Raw genomic sequence first — 19,032 nt, 5'->3', positions numbered from 1 at the left:
GACGTGGGAAATGAGACGTGAGACGTGGGGAAAAGAAGTCGTAGGCTATAGGACGTAGGACGTATGTATGCATGAAGGTTTTATATGTCAGAACCAATAAGAAATACAGAATATACCTAGGGCTTACAGCTTACGGCTTACGCCCTACGGCTTACGTCTTACGACCATTTGATATACATGGCGAATCGTCTACTATGGATTTGAGGTGAATGTGATTGATAGGGAAACTTTTGGGTAACCGGTATGAACTTTTGGAACAGCTCGGCGGCGGGGGTATGGCCATTATTTACAAAGGCCGTGACACTTTGCTGAACAGGTTGGTCACGATCAAGATTCTACGGCCCGAGTTTACCTGTGATGAAGATTTCGTTAAGCGCTTTCGCAGGGAGGCTCAGGCAATCGCCAGCCTTTCCCACGCCAACATAGTCAGTATTTATGATGTTGGGCAGGAAGGCGAAGTCCATTACCTGGTTATGGAATACGTGGAAGGGGATAACCTGAAAAACCTGATCAGGGAGCAGGGTGCGCTGCGAGCTGACAGGGCGGCTGAAATTGCCCGCCAGATCAGTGAGGCCCTGCAGCACGCGCATGAAAACAATATTGTGCACAGGGATGTCAAGCCGCAAAATATTCTAATAACTAAAGGTGAAAAGGCCAAGCTGACCGATTTTGGTATTGCCAGGGAAGCCACTACGGCAACTTTGACCCAGACTGACACCATAGTAGGCTCTGTTCACTATCTCTCCCCTGAACAGGCGAGGGGTGAAACCGCGGGGCCAAGGTCCGATATATATTCTCTGGGTATAGTGCTGTATGAGATGGTCACGGGCCAGCTGCCATTTCAGGGTGAGACGCCCATAGGGGTGGCTTTAAAGCACATCCAGGAAACTCCTCCCCCTCCTTCCAGCCTTAATCCAGCCGTATCCCCCGGGCTGGAGAGGGTAATTGCCCGGGCGATGGCCAAAATTCCCGCTGACCGCTACACGACAGCCAGGGAAATGGCGTCGGACCTGGGAAAAATAACAGCAGCCCCCGCCGGTGAGCCCAGGCAGGAGGTTCCGGCAGACGAGTTTGCCACCAGAGTGATACCTGCTGTCTGGACCCAGCCAGAGACTGCCCAAACCGGAGAGACCAGGGTGCGAACGCGCCGCAGGTCAGCCTGGTTATGGGTGTCGTTGGTCATCCTTGGGCTGATTATTGCGGGAGGAGTAGGCTTCTGGTATTATCTGAACGTCCCCGAAGTCAAGATGCCGGATGTTATAGGAGAGACACAGGAAGACGCTGAAGGCATACTTCGCCTGCAGGGTATCAAACACATCCAAGTCAACAAGAGCGCCCACCCCTCTGTGCCGCAGGGGCAGGTTATTTCTCAGGACCCGGAGCCTGAAACAAAGATTAAGGTTACCCGCACAGTAACCCTGTCTGTCAGCCTGGGGCCTGAATGGCGTGATGTTCCTAATGTCATCGGTTTACCCCTCAGTGAAGCGAAAATCAAGATCAATAAAAACGATTTGAATGTTAGTGACCCTGTACAGGAAAGGTATAGTAACGATTATCCTGTTGGGGTGGTTATGGACCAAGATCCAAAGGCCGGTGAGCGCTGGTCTAAAGGTGACGGCGTGATGCTTTTTGTCAGCAAAGGTCCTCAGCCCGTGGTGCGCCAGGTGCCGGACCTGACCGGCATGACTGTGGATAAAGCCTCCGCGGAATTGGAAAAATTAAAGCTGAAACTTGATTCAAACGTGAAGAAAGCCTCAAGCTCTGAATATTTCTCCGGGCAGGTGATCAGCCAAACCCCGGCCAAAGGAGCTGAAGTAGCGGAAAACTCTGTGGTGCAGGTAACAGTAAGCAGCGGACCGGGGCCGTCCGTGCGGTCGGCCAGGGTGGAGGCCCAGATCCCCAGTGACGGCAAGTCGCACGAGTTAAGGATTGTGGTCAATGACGCCAAAGGAAGCAGGGATGCTTATCTCAGCATTTATGAATCAGGGGAAAAAGTGGTAAAAGAAGTGCAATACTATGGGAATGCAGTAATACAGGTCTATATAGACAAGAAATTGGTTGGTGAGCAGAGTATTGGATAGCCCGGACAACCTGGTTGAAGGCCTGGTGCTCAAGGCCTACGGGGGTTTTTACTATGTGCATGACGGCAAGACCCAGTGGGAATGCTCCCTGCGCGGGCGCTTGCGTCATGAAAAGCAGCAGGTGCTGGCCGGAGACCGGGTTCAGCTCAGACCCGGCTCAGAACACACCGGTGTTGTTGAAAAAGTGCTGCCCCGCCGGTCGTTGCTTAAACGCCCGGCGGTGGCCAACGTGGACCAGGCGGTGATAGTGTTTTCACTGCGGGAACCTGACCCCAGCCCCGGGTTGTTGGAGCGTTTTTTAATCACAGCCAAATTAAATTTTATTGAACCATTAATTTGTTTTAACAAGGTTGATTTAACCAGGGAGGCCCAGATTGAACTGGTGTCCCGCTACCAAAGAGCCTATCCTGTCTTTGTCACCAGCGCCAGGACCGGCGAAGGGGTTGATCGTTTGCGGGAGTCGCTGGCCGGTAAAATTTCTGTTTTCGCAGGGCCTTCCGGAGTTGGCAAATCATCTATTTTGAATATCTTAATTCCCGGCGTTGGGCTCAGGACAGGCGAGGTAAGCGCCAAGCTTAAAGGCGGCAGGCATACTACCCGGCATGTCCAGCTGATTAGCCTTCCGTCAGGCGGATTTGTGGCGGACACGCCAGGTTTCACCAGCCTGGATTTGCCGGACATAAAACCGGAAGAACTGCCGGGCTTCTTTCCTGAGATGGAAGAATATAACCACGAGTGCTATTTCAGCGGCTGCCTGCATTTCAAAGAGCCGGGCTGCGCAGTCAGGAAGGCCGTGGAGGCAGGCAGGATTGGGGAAGCCCGCTACCGGCAGTACGTGGAATTTTTGGAGGAGCTTATGGATAGGAGGAGGTATTGATGACTGCGGTTAAAATTGCGCCTTCGATTCTTTCTGCGGATTTTAGCGCGCTGTGGCAGGATGTTCTAAAAGTCGAAGAGGCCGGCGCCGAATACCTCCACATCGATGTCATGGACGGTCATTTTGTCCCCAACATCACTATCGGGCCCCTGATCGTAAAAGCACTGAGGCCGAAGAGCAAAATGTTCTTTGACATTCACCTGATGATCGAGAACCCGGATCTTTATATAGAGGAGTTTATCAAGTCCGGCGCCGATCTGGTCACGGTACACGCGGAGCCGGTCCATCACCTGCACCGGACCGTTTCGCTTATTAAAGAAAAAGGCGCCAGGGCTGGTGTGGCGCTAAACCCCGCCACTTCACCCGCGGTGCTTGAATACATCCTGCCGCTGGTCGATTTGGTGCTGCTGATGACGGTCAACCCCGGTTTCGGCGGCCAGGCTTTTATACCAGAGGTACTGCCTAAAATCACGGCTGTGAGAAAGATGCTGGAGAGATGCGGCTCAAGCGCGGAGATCCAGGTTGACGGCGGCATTAACCGGGAAACCGCGGCCGCTGTGGTCAAGGCGGGAGCCAATGTTCTGGTGGCAGGTTCGGCCATTTTCGGCAGCGAAGATATTGCTGCCGCTGTTCGTCAAATCAGAGAGGCGGCGGAAGGTGGTGAGGGTTAGTGGCAGTCTTTAAGTGCGCGGTGTGCGGGGCGGTGGTGGAAGCCCGCTGCAAACCCGGCAAGTGCAAGAATTGCGGGGCGGAAAAGGATAAACTGGTAAAAGAAGAAACACTAAAAAAGTAAAAAAACAGGTAATGCCTATATTTCTTGGGGCCGGGCGTTTTTACGCCTGACCCCGATTATTTTTTTAAAATGATTATTGACATATATATCGTAATATCGTAATATACAGATATAAGGATAGAGGTGGTACATATGAAAATTGAAGGCAATTATACGGAAAAGGCGGAACTGCTTAAGGCACTGGCTCATCCAACCAGGCTTTGCATCGTACACGGGCTGATGGATAGCGAGTGTAATGTGAACAAGATTACAGGCTGCATGGAAATGCCCCAGTCAACAATTTCACAGCAACTGGCCATACTACGGAGTAAAGGAATAATAGAGGGGCGGCGCAAGGGAACCGAAATCTGTTATTCGGTCATCAATAAGAAAGCCAGGGAAATCGTGACTCTTCTCATGAATGATTAGCAAAGGAGGAATGCAGCGGTGAAGTCTGAAAAAGTACTTATCATCGGTGGTGTTGCCGCTGGTACCAAAGCGGCGGCTAAAGCCAAAAGGGAAAACCCTGATTTGAAAATTGTGGTCTTGACCAAGGACCGCCATGTGTCCTACGCGGGATGCGGGCTGCCCTATTATCTGGGTGATGTGATTAAAGAAGAAAAAGAACTGCTGGTCAAAATGCCCGAAGATTTTTTAATTGATTACGACATTGAAGTTCTCACAGAAATGGAAGCTTTAAAAATCATGCCGGAAGAAAAAACGGTTGCTGTGAAGAGCCTGCGCACGGGAGATGTCCAGACCTTTGCGTATGATAAGCTGGTCCTGGCAGCCGGCGCCTCGCCGTTTGTTCCTCCGGCGCCAGGCAAAGAACTGGGCAACATAGTTACCGTGCGCACGGTCACAGAAGCCACCGCCATCAAGAACCTGATCAACACGCGGGGTATCAAGGACGCGGTGGTTGTCGGCGGCGGCATGATCGGGCTGGAAGTGGCCGAAAACCTTACCTTGAAAGGGATCAACACAACTGTTGTGGAGCTGGCCCCCCATGTCCTGCCTCCCTATGACGCCGATGTGGCGCTGTATGTGCAGAAATACCTTGCAGAAAAGGGGATTAGAGTCCTTACTGGCACCGCTGTCAAGGCTTTTGAAGACAATGGGCAGGGGGATGTCGGAGTAGTTATAACAGAGGCCGGCCCGCTTAAAGCCGACCTGGCAGTCCTGGCTGTGGGTGTGCGGCCAAACGTCGACCTGGCTAAAGAATGCGGCATCGCGCTGGGCGCCACCGGAGCTATCGCGGTCAACGAGTTGATGGAGACCAACATCAAGGACATCTACGCTGTTGGTGACTGTGCCGAAAATACAAACCTGATTACCGGCAGGCCGGTTTGGTACCCGATGGGCTCAACCGCCAACAAGACCGGGCGGGTTGCCGCAATCAACCTGGCCGGGACGGGGCATAAAGACACCATGAAAGGTGTTTTGGGAACTTCGATTCTTAAGCTGTTTGAGCTGAATATGGGCAAGACAGGACTTTCCGAAAGAGACGCCAGGGCTCTTGGCTATGATGTGGAGACAGTCCTGGTTACAACCCAGGACAAGGCCCACTACTATCCCGGCAGCCATTTGATTGTCACCAAGCTTATAGTGGACCGGAAAACTCACCTGGTGCTGGGCGGACAGGTTTATGGCGAGGGTGTGGTTGACAAACCGGTCGACATACTGGTCACGGCCATCTCCTTCGGCGCTACCGTCGAGCAGTTGACCAAACTTGACCTGGCCTACGCGCCCCCGTTTTCTATGGCTATGAGTTCAACGATTGTGGCCGCGCACGTTATGATTAATAAACTGCAGGGCCGCTTCACCGGTGTTTCACCACTTGACCTTAAGGAGAAGATGGAAGCGGGGGCTGTCCTGGTTGATGTCAGGTCCGATGAGGAGTTTTTTCTCCGCTCCATCCCCGGGTCAATTAACATTCCTTTAAGAATGCTGTCCGAACGCGCCGGTGAGTTGGACCGCAGCAAAGAAATTATCATCAATTGCAAGCTTGGTTTGCGTTCCTATATGGCATCGCTGAAATTGAAAAGATTAGGCTTTGAAAAGGTGAGCATACTGGATGGCGGACTGACCGCATACCCGTTTGAAACTGAATAGGAGGGCTGTGAAATGGCAGAAAAACATATTAACGCGAGAGGCCTGCAGTGTCCCGGCCCGATCGTGCAGATTTTTAAGGAGGCCCAGAACTGCGCCGCCGGAGATATTCTATGTGTTGAAGTAACTGACCAGGGCTTTAAAAAAGATATTGCCGCCTGGTGCAAAAAGACCAAGAATGAACTTCTTTCCCTGGAGGAAGAGGGCGGAGTGATCAAAGCCAGGATCAAGAAGGGCTGATTTGTCGTACTGACTTGAGGGGAGGGCTTCGCATGAGCGAAAACAAAAAAACCATTATAGTGTTCAGCGGCGACCTCGACAAAGCCATGGCTTCCTTCATTATCGCCAACGGGGCCGCCGCCATGGGCAACGAAGTATCCATGTTCTTTACCTTCTGGGGCCTCAACATACTGAGAAAGCCGGAAAAGATAAGAACGAGAAAAAGCTTTATGGAAGCCATGTTCGGCTGGATGATGCCGCGCGGGGCGGGGAAGCTGGGTCTTTCCAAAATGAACTTTGGCGGCATAGGAGCCATCATGATGAAAAGCATCATGAAACAGAAGAAGGTAAATACCATCCAGGAGCTGATTGAGTCGGCCCGGGCGCTGGGAGTGAAGATGATCGCCTGCACCATGTCGATGGACGTGATGGGATTTAAGGAAGAAGAGTTGATCGACGGGCTTGAGTTTGCCGGCGTGGCCACCTACCTGGGCGAAGCCGACGAAGCCAACGTAAACTTGTTTATCTAAAAATCTGAGACCCGGAATTGTATGTTGACCGGGTCTCTTAAATTTTCAGTTGGTTAGGGCAAGAACTCTCTTTGTATGAATAACCAATTGAAAATAATTATGAACATATGCAGGAAATAACTAATCTTTGTTGAAACTATGACTTAAAAAGTGTTGTCTTGAAAGGAGTGTCTTTTTTGAAAATTGGATTGATCAGGTGCCGGCAAACAGAAGATATGTGTCCGGGAACGATGGATTTTAAAATAATAAGAGAAAAGAAGTGTGCTTTTGAAGGCGTTGAAGAGGATATCGAAATAATAGGTGTGGTTTCCTGTGGTGGTTGTCCTGGCAAAAGGGCTGTAACAAGAGCTCAAGAAATAGTAAGAAGAGGCGGAGACACTATAGTGCTTGCATCCTGTATTACAAAAGGTAATCCTATTGGTTTTCCTTGCCCGCAGGCAAAGCAGATTAAGGAAGCTATAGAAAAGAAACTCGGTGATAAGGTTAAAATAATTGATTTTACTCATTAACTTATCAAGTGAAGCAAAGTGAAGCAAGGGGACGTTCTTTTTGCTTCCTCATAGTGAAGCAAGTGAAGCAAGGGGACGTTCTTTTTGCTTCCTCAGGTTTTAGTTGATTTTACATTGATAACGAACGCGCAACTTAAAAGCCCTCCGGCGGCATTTCTGCCGGGAGGGCTTTTTACTGTGATACAACGCCTTATTGTTTTTTATTTTATCACCAGACTGTTTAATTCCTGCAAATCATCCAGCTGGTTGGCTTTAATCATTTGCTGGGATAAAGTATAGAGAGTGTCGCCGATATATATGATGCGCTCGATATCTTTTTCGCTGTTGTACCAGTAGTTGCCGGCCTTCAGGTAATCTTCGTCCGACAGGTGGGTGATGCGGCCTTTCAGGGTGAAGCCGCTGGTCAGGTCAATATTGTACACGTAAGCTCCCTGAAAGGCGAAGGCGCCGTATTCCGGGACAGTCGAACCGTTATTGTAGCCGCTTTCTGTCACTTCCATCACCCTGACCGGAAATGCCAGCAGGTTTTTATCTTTGGCAAACAGCAGGGCTTTATGGTTGCGCAAAAGTTCGGAGTCTGTTCCCCTGTCCCCGATGTCCGCCCTGAACATTTCCACCGGGTTGCTCACATCGGTCACGTCAAAGACAGCCATCTTCATGCCCATATAGAAAGCCGTGGTATCATCCGGCCTGCCGCCCCATACCTTGCCGCTCATTTCCACCGTGTCTTTGCCGAAACCGATAATATGGTTTTCGTCATAGGGGTGGAGGTAGTCGCTGTAGCCGGGTATTTTCAGCTTGCCGAGTATGGCCGGCTGCTGCGGGTCGCTTAAGTCCAGGACAAAAAACGGGTCGACTTGCTTGAAGGTGACCATGTAGCCGCGATCTCCGGTGAACCTTACGGAATATATCTTTTCACCGGGGGCGATGCCTTCGATTTTCCCTGTCATATTAAGGCCGCTGTCCAGAATGTACAGGTTGTTTTGCGAGGTGTGTGTCCCGGAGCGCCAAACTTCCCCGCTGGTGGTGGCGATGCGGAAGTAACCGTCGTGTTCATCCATTGAAAACTGGTTTAAGATGGTGCCCGGCGCCTCGCCGCTGGCCGCATAGCTCACCTGCCCCTGGTCGATCCGGAATTTATAGATCTTAGTCCTGCTTAGGTCAGAGGGAGGCACAAGATCATTAGCCAGTTTTCTCGCATAGCTGTAGCCGGTTACCGCCACATAGAGGTTTTCAGTTGAGGCATAAATATTCTGGCCTGACCCCAGGTAACTGGAAACATTGGCTTTTTCCTCCGGCTGGTCTAAGTTCAGGCCGGCCACGATCAGGTAGCTGGGCTCAACAAAATCGGGGAAGCACCTGATGCTGGGGTAGTCAATTTCTTTATAACTGTCACTGACCACAGAATCGCGGTACATCGGCTTGGGGTCTTCTATTTCCCTGCCGGGATAAAAAGTAATATATTTATTGGCGATCAGGTAAAGCGACTGGCCCACTTTGCGTGAGGACACATAATTGCCGTATAGTTCCAGCTCGCGCACCTGGCTGATGTTAGACCTGTCTTCAATGTTGTAAACAATAGCCTTCACCATCGGCCTGTAGTAATTGTACGGTGGCATTATCTTCAGCCCTGAAGATGAGCCGCTTTCGTTATATAACGGGTAAACACCGTAGGTGCGGGTGTTGCCGATTACTACCAGGTGGTTGTCGTCGACATACATTTCCTGAGGAGAAAAGTCTTTGCCGGTATAGTTCAGGACACTGACAACTTCCATTGCTTCAGGCGGGGCGGCTCTGGCTATAATGATCCTTTCCCGGTTGACCTGGTAGATGTAGGTCCCGTCGGTCTTGACAATATCGGCTTCGTCCACTCCCTCGACCTGGACGTTGGTTTTAGAGTAATCAGCCGCGTTGTTGTCAGACAGGCTTTCCCCGGCGGCCGCGGGCGCCGCGCTGGCTGCCTTCTCCTGTACAGCACTCGGTGCTGTTCTTAAAATGGTTCCCGGTGTGGTAACCATTTCGTCCATTCTTCCATAGAAGGCAGAGGATTGCGATTTTTCCAAAAGGTCTTTCAGGTTCTCGTAAGTTCCAACTGACGGCAGGACGTCCTGTGATGCCTCAGGCAAATTGCCGGGAGGCCCGATTAAAACGGCCCTGACTGTCTCATCCCAGGCTACGTCATAGCCGAAGGCTTCCGCTATATGCCTGGCGGGCAGGTAAGTCCTGTTGTCGCGCAGTGTGGGGGCCGCGTCAATGGTAAACGGCTGGTCGTTTATGTAGATTGTGTTGCCGCCAACCGCCAGGCTGATAGTAACATTGTCCCGCACCAGAGTTAACGTGGAGGCGGAGGAATTCCAGATGATTTTATCCTCCGGCACACCGAGAGCCAGGGCGAGATAGCGGGCAGGCACAAATGACCGCCCGTTTTCAATGAATGGCGTGGCGTCCATAGTTTTGGCCTGGTTGTCGGTAACGTACGTCCTCTGGTCAATAATAAAAGTGGCGGTATGATTTGGCTCGGCGTTAGCTCCTGATAGGGATTTAAAGACCGGGAAGATAGTCATGGTCAGTAAAATAATTCCAAATAACATTATTCTTTTCATCCGCATAACCTCGCTTCCAACTATTTATTAGTTTAGACGTGGTTTTTATCAATCTGGTTCGTTTTACCATGAAAAGCTGTGATTATTATAATCCTTGCAAAACTTATGCTTTTTAGTCGGGTTGTTATTATACCGGCTTGTTATTATAATTGTATACGGGTGACAATTTCTTTTAAAGGTGCAAAAAATATGGAAAATATTACAAATACTCCTTTGCATATAGCCCGCTACATCACCATAGCCATGGACCTGGCAGAAAGGGTGACCAAGGGGGCCTACCGGGAGGGTCAGAAGATATCAGGCCGCTCAACTTTAGCCGGCCTTTATAATGTTTCGCCTGAAACTATCAGGAGGGCGCTTTCTCTGCTGCAGGAAGCGGGTGTGGTCAAGGTGGTGCCGGGGGCGGGCGTGCTGATGAATTCAGTTGAAGCGGCCAGGGAATACCTGGCTGAGTCCAGCCAGTATCAAGTGATCAAAGAAATGCAGGAGAGGCTGGTCAGTCTAATCCAGGAAAGGAACAAACTAAACTCGGATATTGAACACCTGACCTCGGAACTCCTGGATTATGCTTTTAGCTTGCTGTCATCGAAACACAGGATATAAAAAATTTACAGTGTCAAGTGCTTATACGAGATAAGTGAAAAGTCAATGACCATAAGCTTGAACCCGCAGGCAAAAAAGTCGCCGCCGGGCGCCGGTAAAGGCGGGAGCGGCGGCGATATTGGTCTAGAACTTACCGTAATCTTGATCATCCAGGGGTATAACGTCCTCCGGGTTTACTCTGCCGACCGCCGCTACCTCTGCCAACGGCGGCCTGGAAACCTTCTGCGCCGCGCCTTTGCCGGCCTGTTTATGAGCCAGGTAAGGCTTGCCGGTGTTTACGGGGGCTGCTGCGAAACTGCCGCCGAAGGCCTGTCTCTTTAGCTTGAACTTGCCAAGCATCTGCCTGACCATCTCAGCCTGGCCCGACATCTCCTCGCTTGCCGCGGCAAGCTCTTCTGAACCGGCTGAGTTTTGCTGGGTGACCTGGTCAACCTGGTCCAGCCCCTCGTTGATCTGACCAATGCCAAGGGCCTGCTCCTTGGAAGCGGAAGCTATCTCGCTGATGAAGTCAGTCACCTTGCTGATACCCAGGACAATTTCTTCAAGCGCTTTAGAAGTTTCCTCGGCGATCTTAGTCCCCATCTCGGTCTTCTTAATTGAGCCTTCGATCATCTCGGCTGTCTCCTTGGCCGCCTTGGCGCTCCGCTGGGCGAGGTTCCGCACTTCCTCCGCCACCACGGTGAATCCTTTGCCGTGCTTGCCGGCGCGGGCCGCCTCCACTGCTGCGTTTAAGGCCAGCAGGTTGGTTTGGAAGGCAATTTCGTCTATAGCCTTGATAATTTTAGATATGTTTGCCGCAGACTCGTTAATTTCTCTTATGGCCAACAACATTTGGCCCATCTGTTCGTTGCCCCTCTCAGCATTAACCCTGGCCTGGGCGGCAAGCTGGTTGGCCTGAGTGGCGTTTTCAGCGTTTAGCTTGGTCTGGTCGTTCATCTGGTGCATGGAGGAAGTAATCTGCGCCACTGTACTGGCCGACTCTGCGGCGCCCTGCGACAAGGCCTGGCTGGAGTCTGATACCTGCTGCGCGCCTGTGTTGACCTGTTCGATGGCTATGGCAATCTGGGCTAATATTTCGTTCAGGTCGCTAACCGATGTATTGAGCGCATCTTTGATGAGACCGTAGTCTCCCTTGTAATCACCGGTTACGGCGACGTCAAGGTTCCCTTTAGCCATTTCCTGCAGGCACTGAACTGCTTCTTTTTTCAGTATTTCATTTAATGAATCCAGTGAAGTGTTTAATGCGTTTTTAATAATGGCAAGATCGCCCTGGTAGTCGCCTTTTACTCTTACGTCGAGATTGCCGTTCGACATGTCCTCCAAACAGGCTGCCGCTTCATTGATTGGGGTGATTACTGCATCCATCATTTTGTTGACACCTTCGATAATCTTGCGGTAGTCGCCCTCGTGGCGGCTGGCGTCGGCACGGACGCCAAGTTTGCCTTCCAACGCCGCTCCGACCAGCATGTTGACGTCGTCTACGAGTTTTTGAATTGCCTCAATCATCTTGATAAAAGCAGTCATTAATTGGTCGTTCTCACTTCTCCGGCCAATTTTCTTTATTCTGGCCAGGTCGGTAAGATTACCGTTGCTCACGTTGATCAATGTATCACGACTGTGTGTCAATCGTGCGATAACCTCATTGGTGGCGTGTTTAAGGTCATTCCAAGCCCCGGCGTAGTCTTTCTCTACCTTTTTACTGTAATCATTGACTCCTATCCGGTTTAAGACCTCGAGCAATTCTTCAACCGGCTCTGCCACGGTCATAATCAGCCCGTTCATGCCGCTCACCAACTTGCTCCAGTCACCGGTGAAGGCCGCAACATTGCCGCGGGCGTCCAACCTGCCTTCCCCGACGGCATGGATCAGGCTTTCTGCCTCTTTAAGCAAGCAGTTGACAGAATCAATACAGCTGTTCAGGTTGTTCTTGATCCCGTTGAACTCGCCCTGGTAGTTGTCAATAATCTTTGGCGGGATGTCGCCTTTGCTGATCCGGCCTATATATTCGGCCGCAATATGCAAAGGGCCGGTTACGGCGTCAATGATTTTATTTAATCCGTAGATAACTCCCTGAAACTCGATGTTAACTTTATCTGAGTCTCCCCGGGTGTCAAGTTTGCCGTCCTTCACTGCTTCAGCCAGCCGGCTGCATTCGGTCAGCAAATTATTAATACTGACGTTTATACTCTGCATTAAGAAAAATCCCACTATGAGCACTAATACGCAGCCAAGTATGATGGTAACCGCCAGGATTGTTTGGGACGGTACCAAATAGACTAACAGTATTGCCGCCACTATAATAGCAATGACCATACAAAATGCCGCCACTATTTTTGTTGCAAGTTTTCCCTTGTGATGCATTTGGTAAATCCCCCTCTTATAAAAAATATTCTTCATGAATTTCCCGGTGCATTCTGGATTATCTCTCCGGCATTTTCAGTTAGGGCCGTTCCGTCGTGTATGTATATGGTTCATAACTCGTTCTATATCGCTGAACTAATCCTCCTCTTTTTAGGTCGGCTATACAAACAACATCTATTATTCAACAAGTAAGATATCCATTGACTTCCCTCCTATTGTTTTCTTGCGCACTGACAATGTTAGAGTTAATATCCCAGAAGCATTACTATATGGAAGCAACTTAAAGGATTTTATTGCCAAAAACATACAAGCAATATTGATGCCACCAGCAATTAACATGCTGGTGGCATCAATATTACTCTTACTTTTTTATGCAACCGCCGCGACATCATGATCTCCTTATGCTTATTTATATCCTCTTATGTTGTATCACTGCTAACGCTTGAAAGGTTCCAGGATTCATTTTTTAGGACCTGGGGATTGCCGGATAAGTTCTCAGCCTACAGTCACAAAACATACATAAAATGTTAAAAATTTTCTAACTATTTTGCAGGGATTTTTTAAACAAAGAATGAATTATATAGCGGCATTATTCGACAATACTTCAGGGGGGACAGAAAGAGCAACTGTAAAGGCGCCTAAATATGTCAGTTGTTCCATAACTTAGACGAAAAGGGGGTAAGTGTTTTAAAAGCAATCCTAGAGATATCTTACTGTTGAAATATAAGAATTATAAAAAAATTTTTTTCTTCAGGATTCTAAATACTGCAGGTAAGTTTCTTGCTATAAAAAACAACATGGCCACATTTGTTCCTGGATAAGCAGTGAATAAGTTTCTTGAAAGGAAGTAAAGCACACTGGGGAAATGGAAGGTGATAAAAAGACAAGCGGTAAATAAGTTTCTTGAAGGAGGCTTATAGTTATTAGTAAAAAAGATAGCATTGTTAAAAGTATCGAAACCGATAATCCTTACTTTTTTACAGTACGAACCGCGGGCGATTCACACGCAATAAACCATATGGAAATCTCGGAAGCCAGACGTGTCGCCAGCGAACTGGAACAGGTTATTGAAGCCTCTCACGACGGTATATTTATCACTGACGGCAAAGGTGATGTCCTGATGGTTAACAGCGCTTGGGAGCGTATTTGCGGCATGTCCCGGGAATATGTCGTGGGGAAAAACGCTCAGAGAGATTTGGTTGATAAGGGGTTTTATAATGAATCCGCCGCCTATAAAGCGCTGAAGGAAAAAAAAGAGGTTACTATAATGTTGCGTATGACTGGAGGCGATAAATCAGGACAAAAGATCATGGCCACCGGAATTCCGGTTTTGGATGAGAGGGGCGAAGTTAAGCGAGTTGTGGTTAATGTAAGAGATATTACTGAAATAGTAAATCTTAGAGATCAGTTGGAGGAATCACAACAACTAAATGTAAAATACGCTGCTGAACTGGAACAGATGCGCATCAAGAAGCTAAAAAATAGTAATATTATAGCCCGTAGCCCAAAGACCAGGCGGGTGCTGGAAATGGCAACCCGGGTTGCTAAAGTCGACTCAACGGTTTTAATAACCGGTGAATCAGGGGTCGGCAAGGAAGTAATCGCCAATACGATTCACTGTCTAAGCCAACGTTCTGATGGGCCTATGATTAAGATCAACTGCGGCGCCATTCCGGAAAACTTACTGGAATCGGAACTATTCGGTTATGAGCCGGGAGCCTTTACAGGGGCCAGCAAACAGGGAAAACCGGGCATGTTTGAATTAGCGGAGAGAGGAACTTTATTTCTGGATGAAGTTGGGGAGTTGTCTTTAAACCTTCAAGTAAAGCTGCTAAGGGTTTTGCAGCATCACGAAGTATCAAGAGTGGGAGGGCTTAAGCCTATTCCGGTTGATGCCAGGATTATTGCGGCAACCAATAAAGATCTTATGGAAATGGTTAAACTGGAAAGGTTCAGGGATGATTTATATTACCGTCTAAATGTTGTGTCTATAGATGTCCCCCCCTTACGTGAACGCAAGGAAGATATACCGCTGCTCTCGGTATATTTCTTGGATAAAATTAACAAGAAGTATAATTTTAACAAATATTTTTCTTCCGAAGTTATTGACAGGTTTTTAGAATATTCATGGCCGGGAAACATCCGGGAGTTGGAAAATGTAATTGAGCGAATGGTTGTAATGACAGATGATAAGGAGATTACAACCCAACACCTGCCGTTGACAATAAGAAATAATGCACATTCCGTGGTAAACGTTATTTTCCCCGAACAAACGTCTCTAAAAAGCGCGGTTGATGAGTTGGAGTAGCAGATGATTAAACAGGCCTTAAAAAAGTATGGAAGCACAAGAAAGGCTGCCAGGGTTCTAGGGGTTGATCAGTCCACGATTGTGCGTAAATCCCAAAAATATAATATTGCAATAAGTGAGGATTTTCACAAAATTTATAATTAGAGAAGATTTATATGTCATGAAGGTAATATTTGTATATGTGTTATTGCATCAGCGATGATTTTTAACAAGTGATTTTAAAAAATTCGCAATCCCGCATGGTAACTGACCAAATAATGATTTTATTAAGCTTTACGTGATGGATAGATGCATCGGCGTAAAGCTTTTTTATCATGGGTATTGCTGCTTCTATTAACTATATTTGCCAGATCCGCAAGTGATTTTTAGTATTTGATGTGTTTCCTCATCGGCTGATGGCAATATGCATATCATATTGGCCTTAATCTATAGACATCATGCCAACTGTGTTGCGAATTTGCATCATGGTTGGCATTTCTTTTTTTCATAATTAAAAATTCTTTTGAATGTCGCAAAAGTAATGGCACAGGAATTGCGACTAGAATCGTCAGGCAATCAAACCGGTAACAGTTTGTTTACAGGAATTTATCGAGGTGATGCCAGATAAAGAAACCAAAAATCCAACAATACTAGGGGGTATGGAAGATATGGCGGTATTTATGTCCGCCGAAGAAGCGGTAAAGCTAATTAAAAATGGTGATACGGTCACTACCACCGGATTTGTGGGAATGGGTCACCCGGAAGAGATTTCGGCGGCGGTTGAAAAGAGCTTTCTGGAAACCGGGACACCAAGAGATTTAACCATGGCTTGGGGCGCCAGCCAAAACGATGGAAAATCAAACTGGGGACTGAACCGCTGGGCTAAAGAAGGCCTGGTTAAAAAGGTTGTTGCAGGGCACTGGTCACTTCAGCCCGACATGATCAAATTGGCTGTGGAAAACAAAATTGAGGCCTACAACCTTCCTCAGGGGGTAATGCTGCACCTGTTCAGGGCCATCGCGGGCAAAAAGCCCGGCATAATCACTCATGTGGGTTTGAAGACTTTCGCTGATCCAAGGGAAACGGGCGGCAAGTTAAACAGCATCAGTAAAGAGGATTACGTCAAGTTAGTTGACATTGACGGAAAAGAATATCTGTTTTATAAGTCATTCCCGGTCAATGTAGCCATTATCCGGGGTACAACGGCGGACGAGAACGGCAACATTTCCATTGAAAGAGAAGGTATCGCGCTTGAATTTCTCGTGACAGCGCTGGCGGCTAAAGCTTGCGGCGGTAAAGTGATTGCCCAGGTTGAGAGAGTGGCAAAAGCCGGTACTCTGCATCCAATGATGGTTAAGGTGCCGGGGGTTGTGGTAGACGCTATAGTAGTTGCCAAACCGGAAAATCACTGGCAGGTTCCCATGGCTGAACAGTATAACCCAAGTCTCTGCGGGGAAACCAGAATCCCGCTCAGCCGTGTTAATCCTCTTCCCTTGAATGAAAGAAAGGTAATCTGCCGGAGATGCGCCATGGAACTGGTGCCCAACGCGGTTATCAACCTGGGTATCGGCATGCCGGAGGGCGTCGGTGTGGTGGCGGCTGAAGAGGGTATCAGCGACAGCATGGTAATGACGGTTGAGCCGGGGGTAATTGGTGGAGTGCCTCTAGGCGCACTATACTTCGGTACGGCGATCAACCCTGAAGCGATGCTGGATCACCCCAATATGTTTGACTTTTACGACGGCGGCGGGCTGGACCTGGCAGTGCTGGGAATGGCTGAGTTAGACCAGTACGGAAACATCAATGTCAGCAAATTCGGTCCGCGCATTGCCGGCGCTGGTGGATTTATCAACATTACCCAGAGTACCAACACGGTCGTATTCTGCGGTACCCTGACCGCTGGCGGCTTGAAACTGGAAATTAAGGACGGAAAATTAAATATCGTTAAAGAAGGCAAAATTAAGAAACTGGTTAACAAAGTAGAGCACATCACCTTCAGTGGTGACTACGGCAGGACGAGCGGTCAAAAGATTTTATATGTCACAGAACGGGCTGTATTCGAGTTGCGTCCGGAAGGAATTACGCTAACAGAAATTGCGCCGGGAGTGGACCTGGAAAAAGATGTCCTGGCCCAGATGGAATTTAAACCGCTGATAGCGCCGGATCTAAAGCAAATGGATGCCCGGATTTTTGACGAACCGGCAATGGGTATCAAAGAGCAAATATTGGCCAAAGTAAGGAGCAAATAGTTAGATAGTTAATTGGTTCCAAGGGCTACAACCCGAAAGTTAATTGGGTTAGTAAAAAATATGAATGAGGGGGACAAGAAAATGGCGCTTAAAACCAGAGAGGACTACCTGAAATCGCTTAAGGCGATGCGGCCGAACGTTTACAAATTCGGGAAGCTTATTGAAGATGTGACCACCGACCCGGCAACCCGCCGGACCGTAGAGAGCCACGCCCGCGCCTTTGACGCGGCTCATGATCCTGAGTACGCGGACGCTTTCACGGCAGTTTCAGACTTTACGGGAGAAAAAATTCTCCGCTGGAACGGAATGATGGACAGCCTGGAAGACATCGTTGCCAACTCCGTATTCAAGCGCTGGATGTACCGCTTTACAGGCACCTGCAACGGCGGCCTATGTGTTGGGTGGAACAGCCAGAACGTGATGTGGAACGTTACCGCGCTGATTGACAAGGATTGCGGGACCAACTACCAGGAGCGTCTCAAAAAGTGGATTATTGGCGCGCAGGAAAAAGGCCTTGTAGTGGCAGGCGCTCTGACCGACGCCAAGGGCGACCGTTCCATGAAGCCCTCCCAGCAGCCTGAGCTTGACGCCAACGTACACATCAAGGAAGTACGTGCAGACGGCGTCGTCATCAGCGGGGTCAAAGCGATGATCTGCGGCGTGGCTGCTTCCAACGAAATCTTCCTCCTGCCGGGTTCCGGTTATAAGGAAGAGGACAAGGCTTTTGCGTTAGCATGCGTGGTGCCCCGCGATATAGAGGGCTTGACCATTGTGGAAACCCGCCGGCCCAGTGACGGCAGGGAACTCGAAGAAGAAGGCTGGGATATTCCCGAAACTGCAATTACCCAGGCCTACCTGATTTTTGAAGACTGCTTCGTCCCCAACGAAAGAGTGTTTATGTGCCAGGAATTTAAGTACAGCGGCAAGGTTATCGAATACTTCACAGCCAACTACCGGGCCTGCATCGGCGCCTGTGTGGCCGGCCAGGGCGATATCATGATCGGCGCTGCCGCCCTGATGGCAAGGACCAACGGCCTTGCGGCAGGCACATTCTCCGGCAAGATGGTCGACATGGCGATAAATAACGAGACTACTTACGCCGTGGGTATAGGAGCGATGGCTGTTGGTAAACCTGGCCCCGGCGGCATGTGGGTTTCCGACTCGCTGCTTGCGCACACCAACAAGGTGCATGTGGCTACCCTCCCTTATGAAACCAAGCGTCTCTGCCAGGACATCGGCGGCGGCATCGTGGAAACCGGCTGCTTCCCGTCCTACAAGGACTTCCAGGATCCGAAATACGGCAAGAAAATTGAGAGTGTCGTTAAGGCCAGTGTGAGGTTCAGCGCCGAATCAAGAGCGCGTGCGGCCAGGCTTTCAGAGTGGCTGACCTTAGGCGCGGGTGTCCCCGGATGCATGCACGGCGGCGGGTCGCCCGACGGCGCCAAGCTGGTTGTCAGAGCGTTTACTCCTGTTGACAAGTTTGCCCAAATGGCCAGCAAGATCGCCGGTATCACTGAAGAGATCACCGAACCTGAAAAGAAAAAGAAATAGCAGCTAACAGGCAATAGTTTGGATAGGTTTAAGATGAGGGCGGGCGCGGGAAAAGACCCCGCCCACCCTCAAAAAAGAACAGTATAAGCATTAAAGGGAAAAAGCAAGCTCAACGGCCGTTATAGCTTATGGACCAGCGCCAGAACTAATCAATAACTCACGAGAGGAGAAACCCCATGAATTTTCAACTAACTGAAGAACAACAACTAGTGCGCGCCAGTGTAAGAGAATTCTGCCAGAAATACGTCGAGCCCATCGCCCAGAAAGTCGACCAGGAGCCC

At 49.3% G+C, this 19,032-nt stretch carries 17 protein-coding genes; 15 read left to right on the top strand and 2 right to left on the bottom strand.

Going from position 1 to position 19,032, the window contains the following annotated elements:
- The first annotated feature begins 230 nt into the window (after positions 1–230).
- The 9 genes from pknB (at position 231) to Pmgp_RS11230 (ending at position 7,097) form a co-directional block, all read left to right on the top strand.
- Complete coding sequence (pknB, locus tag Pmgp_RS11270; protein WP_243119817.1) at positions 231–2,081, top strand: Stk1 family PASTA domain-containing Ser/Thr kinase; 1,851 nt, start codon at positions 231–233, stop codon at positions 2,079–2,081.
- Positions 2,062–2,958, top strand: a complete 897-nt coding sequence (gene rsgA / locus Pmgp_RS11265) for a ribosome small subunit-dependent GTPase A (protein ID WP_243119816.1) — start codon at positions 2,062–2,064, stop codon at positions 2,956–2,958. The genes pknB and rsgA overlap by 20 nt, the downstream gene beginning before the upstream one ends.
- On the top strand, positions 2,958–3,629 hold the full coding sequence (rpe, locus tag Pmgp_RS11260; RefSeq protein WP_134214083.1) for a ribulose-phosphate 3-epimerase: 672 nt from the start codon (positions 2,958–2,960) through the stop codon (positions 3,627–3,629). Before rsgA ends, rpe begins: the two co-directional genes overlap by 1 nt.
- Positions 3,629–3,751 (top strand): RCKP-type rubredoxin-like domain-containing protein, encoded by a 123-nt coding sequence (locus Pmgp_RS11255; protein WP_134214082.1) that lies wholly within the window; start codon positions 3,629–3,631, stop codon positions 3,749–3,751. Before rpe ends, Pmgp_RS11255 begins: the two co-directional genes overlap by 1 nt.
- Positions 3,752–3,883: 132 nt before the next feature.
- Positions 3,884–4,159: an ArsR/SmtB family transcription factor gene (locus Pmgp_RS11250; RefSeq protein WP_134214081.1), complete on the top strand. Its 276-nt coding sequence runs from the start codon at positions 3,884–3,886 to the stop codon at positions 4,157–4,159.
- Between the two features lie 18 nt (positions 4,160–4,177).
- The gene (locus Pmgp_RS11245) at positions 4,178–5,842 is read left to right on the top strand and encodes an FAD-dependent oxidoreductase (RefSeq protein WP_134214080.1); all 1,665 of its coding nucleotides are present in this window, start codon (positions 4,178–4,180) and stop codon (positions 5,840–5,842) included.
- Between the two features lie 12 nt (positions 5,843–5,854).
- A complete protein-coding gene (locus Pmgp_RS11240; RefSeq protein ID WP_134214079.1) occupies positions 5,855–6,079 on the top strand; it encodes a sulfurtransferase TusA family protein in 225 nt (74 codons plus the stop codon).
- 32 nt (positions 6,080–6,111) lie between these two features.
- A complete protein-coding gene (locus Pmgp_RS11235) occupies positions 6,112–6,588 on the top strand; it encodes a DsrE/DsrF/DrsH-like family protein (protein ID WP_134214078.1) in 477 nt (158 codons plus the stop codon).
- Positions 6,589–6,764: 176 nt separating this feature from the next.
- Positions 6,765–7,097, top strand: coding sequence for a CGGC domain-containing protein (locus Pmgp_RS11230; protein WP_134214077.1), 333 nt, complete (start codon positions 6,765–6,767; stop codon positions 7,095–7,097).
- A gap of 200 nt (positions 7,098–7,297) precedes the next feature.
- On the opposite strand, the gene Pmgp_RS11225 is transcribed toward Pmgp_RS11230, so the two are convergent.
- Positions 7,298–9,700, bottom strand: coding sequence for a beta-propeller domain-containing protein (locus Pmgp_RS11225; protein ID WP_243119815.1), 2,403 nt, complete (start codon positions 9,698–9,700; stop codon positions 7,298–7,300).
- A gap of 189 nt (positions 9,701–9,889) precedes the next feature.
- Here Pmgp_RS11225 and Pmgp_RS11220 point away from each other — a divergent pair, with 189 nt between their 5' ends.
- The gene (locus tag Pmgp_RS11220; RefSeq protein ID WP_134214075.1) at positions 9,890–10,303 is read left to right on the top strand and encodes a GntR family transcriptional regulator; all 414 of its coding nucleotides are present in this window, start codon (positions 9,890–9,892) and stop codon (positions 10,301–10,303) included.
- A gap of 123 nt (positions 10,304–10,426) precedes the next feature.
- Here Pmgp_RS11220 and Pmgp_RS11215 read toward each other — a convergent pair whose 3' ends face one another.
- Positions 10,427–12,664, bottom strand: coding sequence for a methyl-accepting chemotaxis protein (locus Pmgp_RS11215; RefSeq protein ID WP_192902904.1), 2,238 nt, complete (start codon positions 12,662–12,664; stop codon positions 10,427–10,429).
- Positions 12,665–13,682: 1,018 nt separating this feature from the next.
- Here Pmgp_RS11215 and Pmgp_RS11210 point away from each other — a divergent pair.
- The 5 genes from Pmgp_RS11210 to Pmgp_RS20585 form a co-directional block, all read left to right on the top strand.
- Complete coding sequence (locus Pmgp_RS11210) at positions 13,683–14,972, top strand: sigma-54 interaction domain-containing protein (RefSeq protein ID WP_243119814.1); 1,290 nt, start codon at positions 13,683–13,685, stop codon at positions 14,970–14,972.
- 3 nt (positions 14,973–14,975) lie between these two features.
- Positions 14,976–15,116, top strand: a complete 141-nt coding sequence (locus Pmgp_RS20315; RefSeq protein WP_243119813.1) for a helix-turn-helix domain-containing protein — start codon at positions 14,976–14,978, stop codon at positions 15,114–15,116.
- 503 nt (positions 15,117–15,619) lie between these two features.
- The gene (locus Pmgp_RS11205) at positions 15,620–17,200 is read left to right on the top strand and encodes an acyl CoA:acetate/3-ketoacid CoA transferase (protein ID WP_134214073.1); all 1,581 of its coding nucleotides are present in this window, start codon (positions 15,620–15,622) and stop codon (positions 17,198–17,200) included.
- 81 nt (positions 17,201–17,281) lie between these two features.
- Entirely contained in the window at positions 17,282–18,751 is a 1,470-nt protein-coding gene (locus Pmgp_RS11200) for a 4-hydroxyphenylacetate 3-hydroxylase N-terminal domain-containing protein (RefSeq protein WP_134214072.1), read from the top strand.
- Positions 18,752–18,927: 176 nt separating this feature from the next.
- The coding region (locus Pmgp_RS20585; RefSeq protein ID WP_134213037.1) for an acyl-CoA dehydrogenase family protein at positions 18,928–19,032 on the top strand (105 nt) is incomplete at its 3' end.

This window comes from Pelotomaculum propionicicum (assembly GCF_004369225.1).
GTDB classification, from domain to species: domain Bacteria; phylum Bacillota; class Desulfotomaculia; order Desulfotomaculales; family Pelotomaculaceae; genus Pelotomaculum_B; species Pelotomaculum_B propionicicum.
This window is presented reverse-complemented; position numbering and strand designations above follow the sequence as displayed.

Excerpts from the sequence above, each read along its gene's own strand:
- rpe (WP_134214083.1), top strand. The coding sequence starts at position 2,958 with ATGACTGCGGTTAAAATTGCGCCTTCGATTCTTTCTGCGGATTTTAGC.
- Pmgp_RS11200 (WP_134214072.1), top strand. The coding sequence starts at position 17,282 with ATGGCGCTTAAAACCAGAGAGGACTACCTGAAATCGCTTAAGGCGATG.
- Pmgp_RS11225 (WP_243119815.1), bottom strand. The coding sequence starts at position 9,700 with ATGAAAAGAATAATGTTATTTGGAATTATTTTACTGACCATGACTATC.
- Pmgp_RS11205 (WP_134214073.1), top strand. The coding sequence starts at position 15,620 with ATGGCGGTATTTATGTCCGCCGAAGAAGCGGTAAAGCTAATTAAAAAT.
- Pmgp_RS11235 (WP_134214078.1), top strand. The coding sequence starts at position 6,112 with ATGAGCGAAAACAAAAAAACCATTATAGTGTTCAGCGGCGACCTCGAC.
- Pmgp_RS11250 (WP_134214081.1), top strand. The coding sequence starts at position 3,884 with ATGAAAATTGAAGGCAATTATACGGAAAAGGCGGAACTGCTTAAGGCA.
- Pmgp_RS11240 (WP_134214079.1), top strand. The coding sequence starts at position 5,855 with ATGGCAGAAAAACATATTAACGCGAGAGGCCTGCAGTGTCCCGGCCCG.
- Pmgp_RS11220 (WP_134214075.1), top strand. The coding sequence starts at position 9,890 with ATGGAAAATATTACAAATACTCCTTTGCATATAGCCCGCTACATCACC.
- Pmgp_RS20315 (WP_243119813.1), top strand. The coding sequence starts at position 14,976 with ATGATTAAACAGGCCTTAAAAAAGTATGGAAGCACAAGAAAGGCTGCC.
- Pmgp_RS11210 (WP_243119814.1), top strand. The coding sequence starts at position 13,683 with ATGGAAATCTCGGAAGCCAGACGTGTCGCCAGCGAACTGGAACAGGTT.
- Pmgp_RS11215 (WP_192902904.1), bottom strand. The coding sequence starts at position 12,664 with ATGCATCACAAGGGAAAACTTGCAACAAAAATAGTGGCGGCATTTTGT.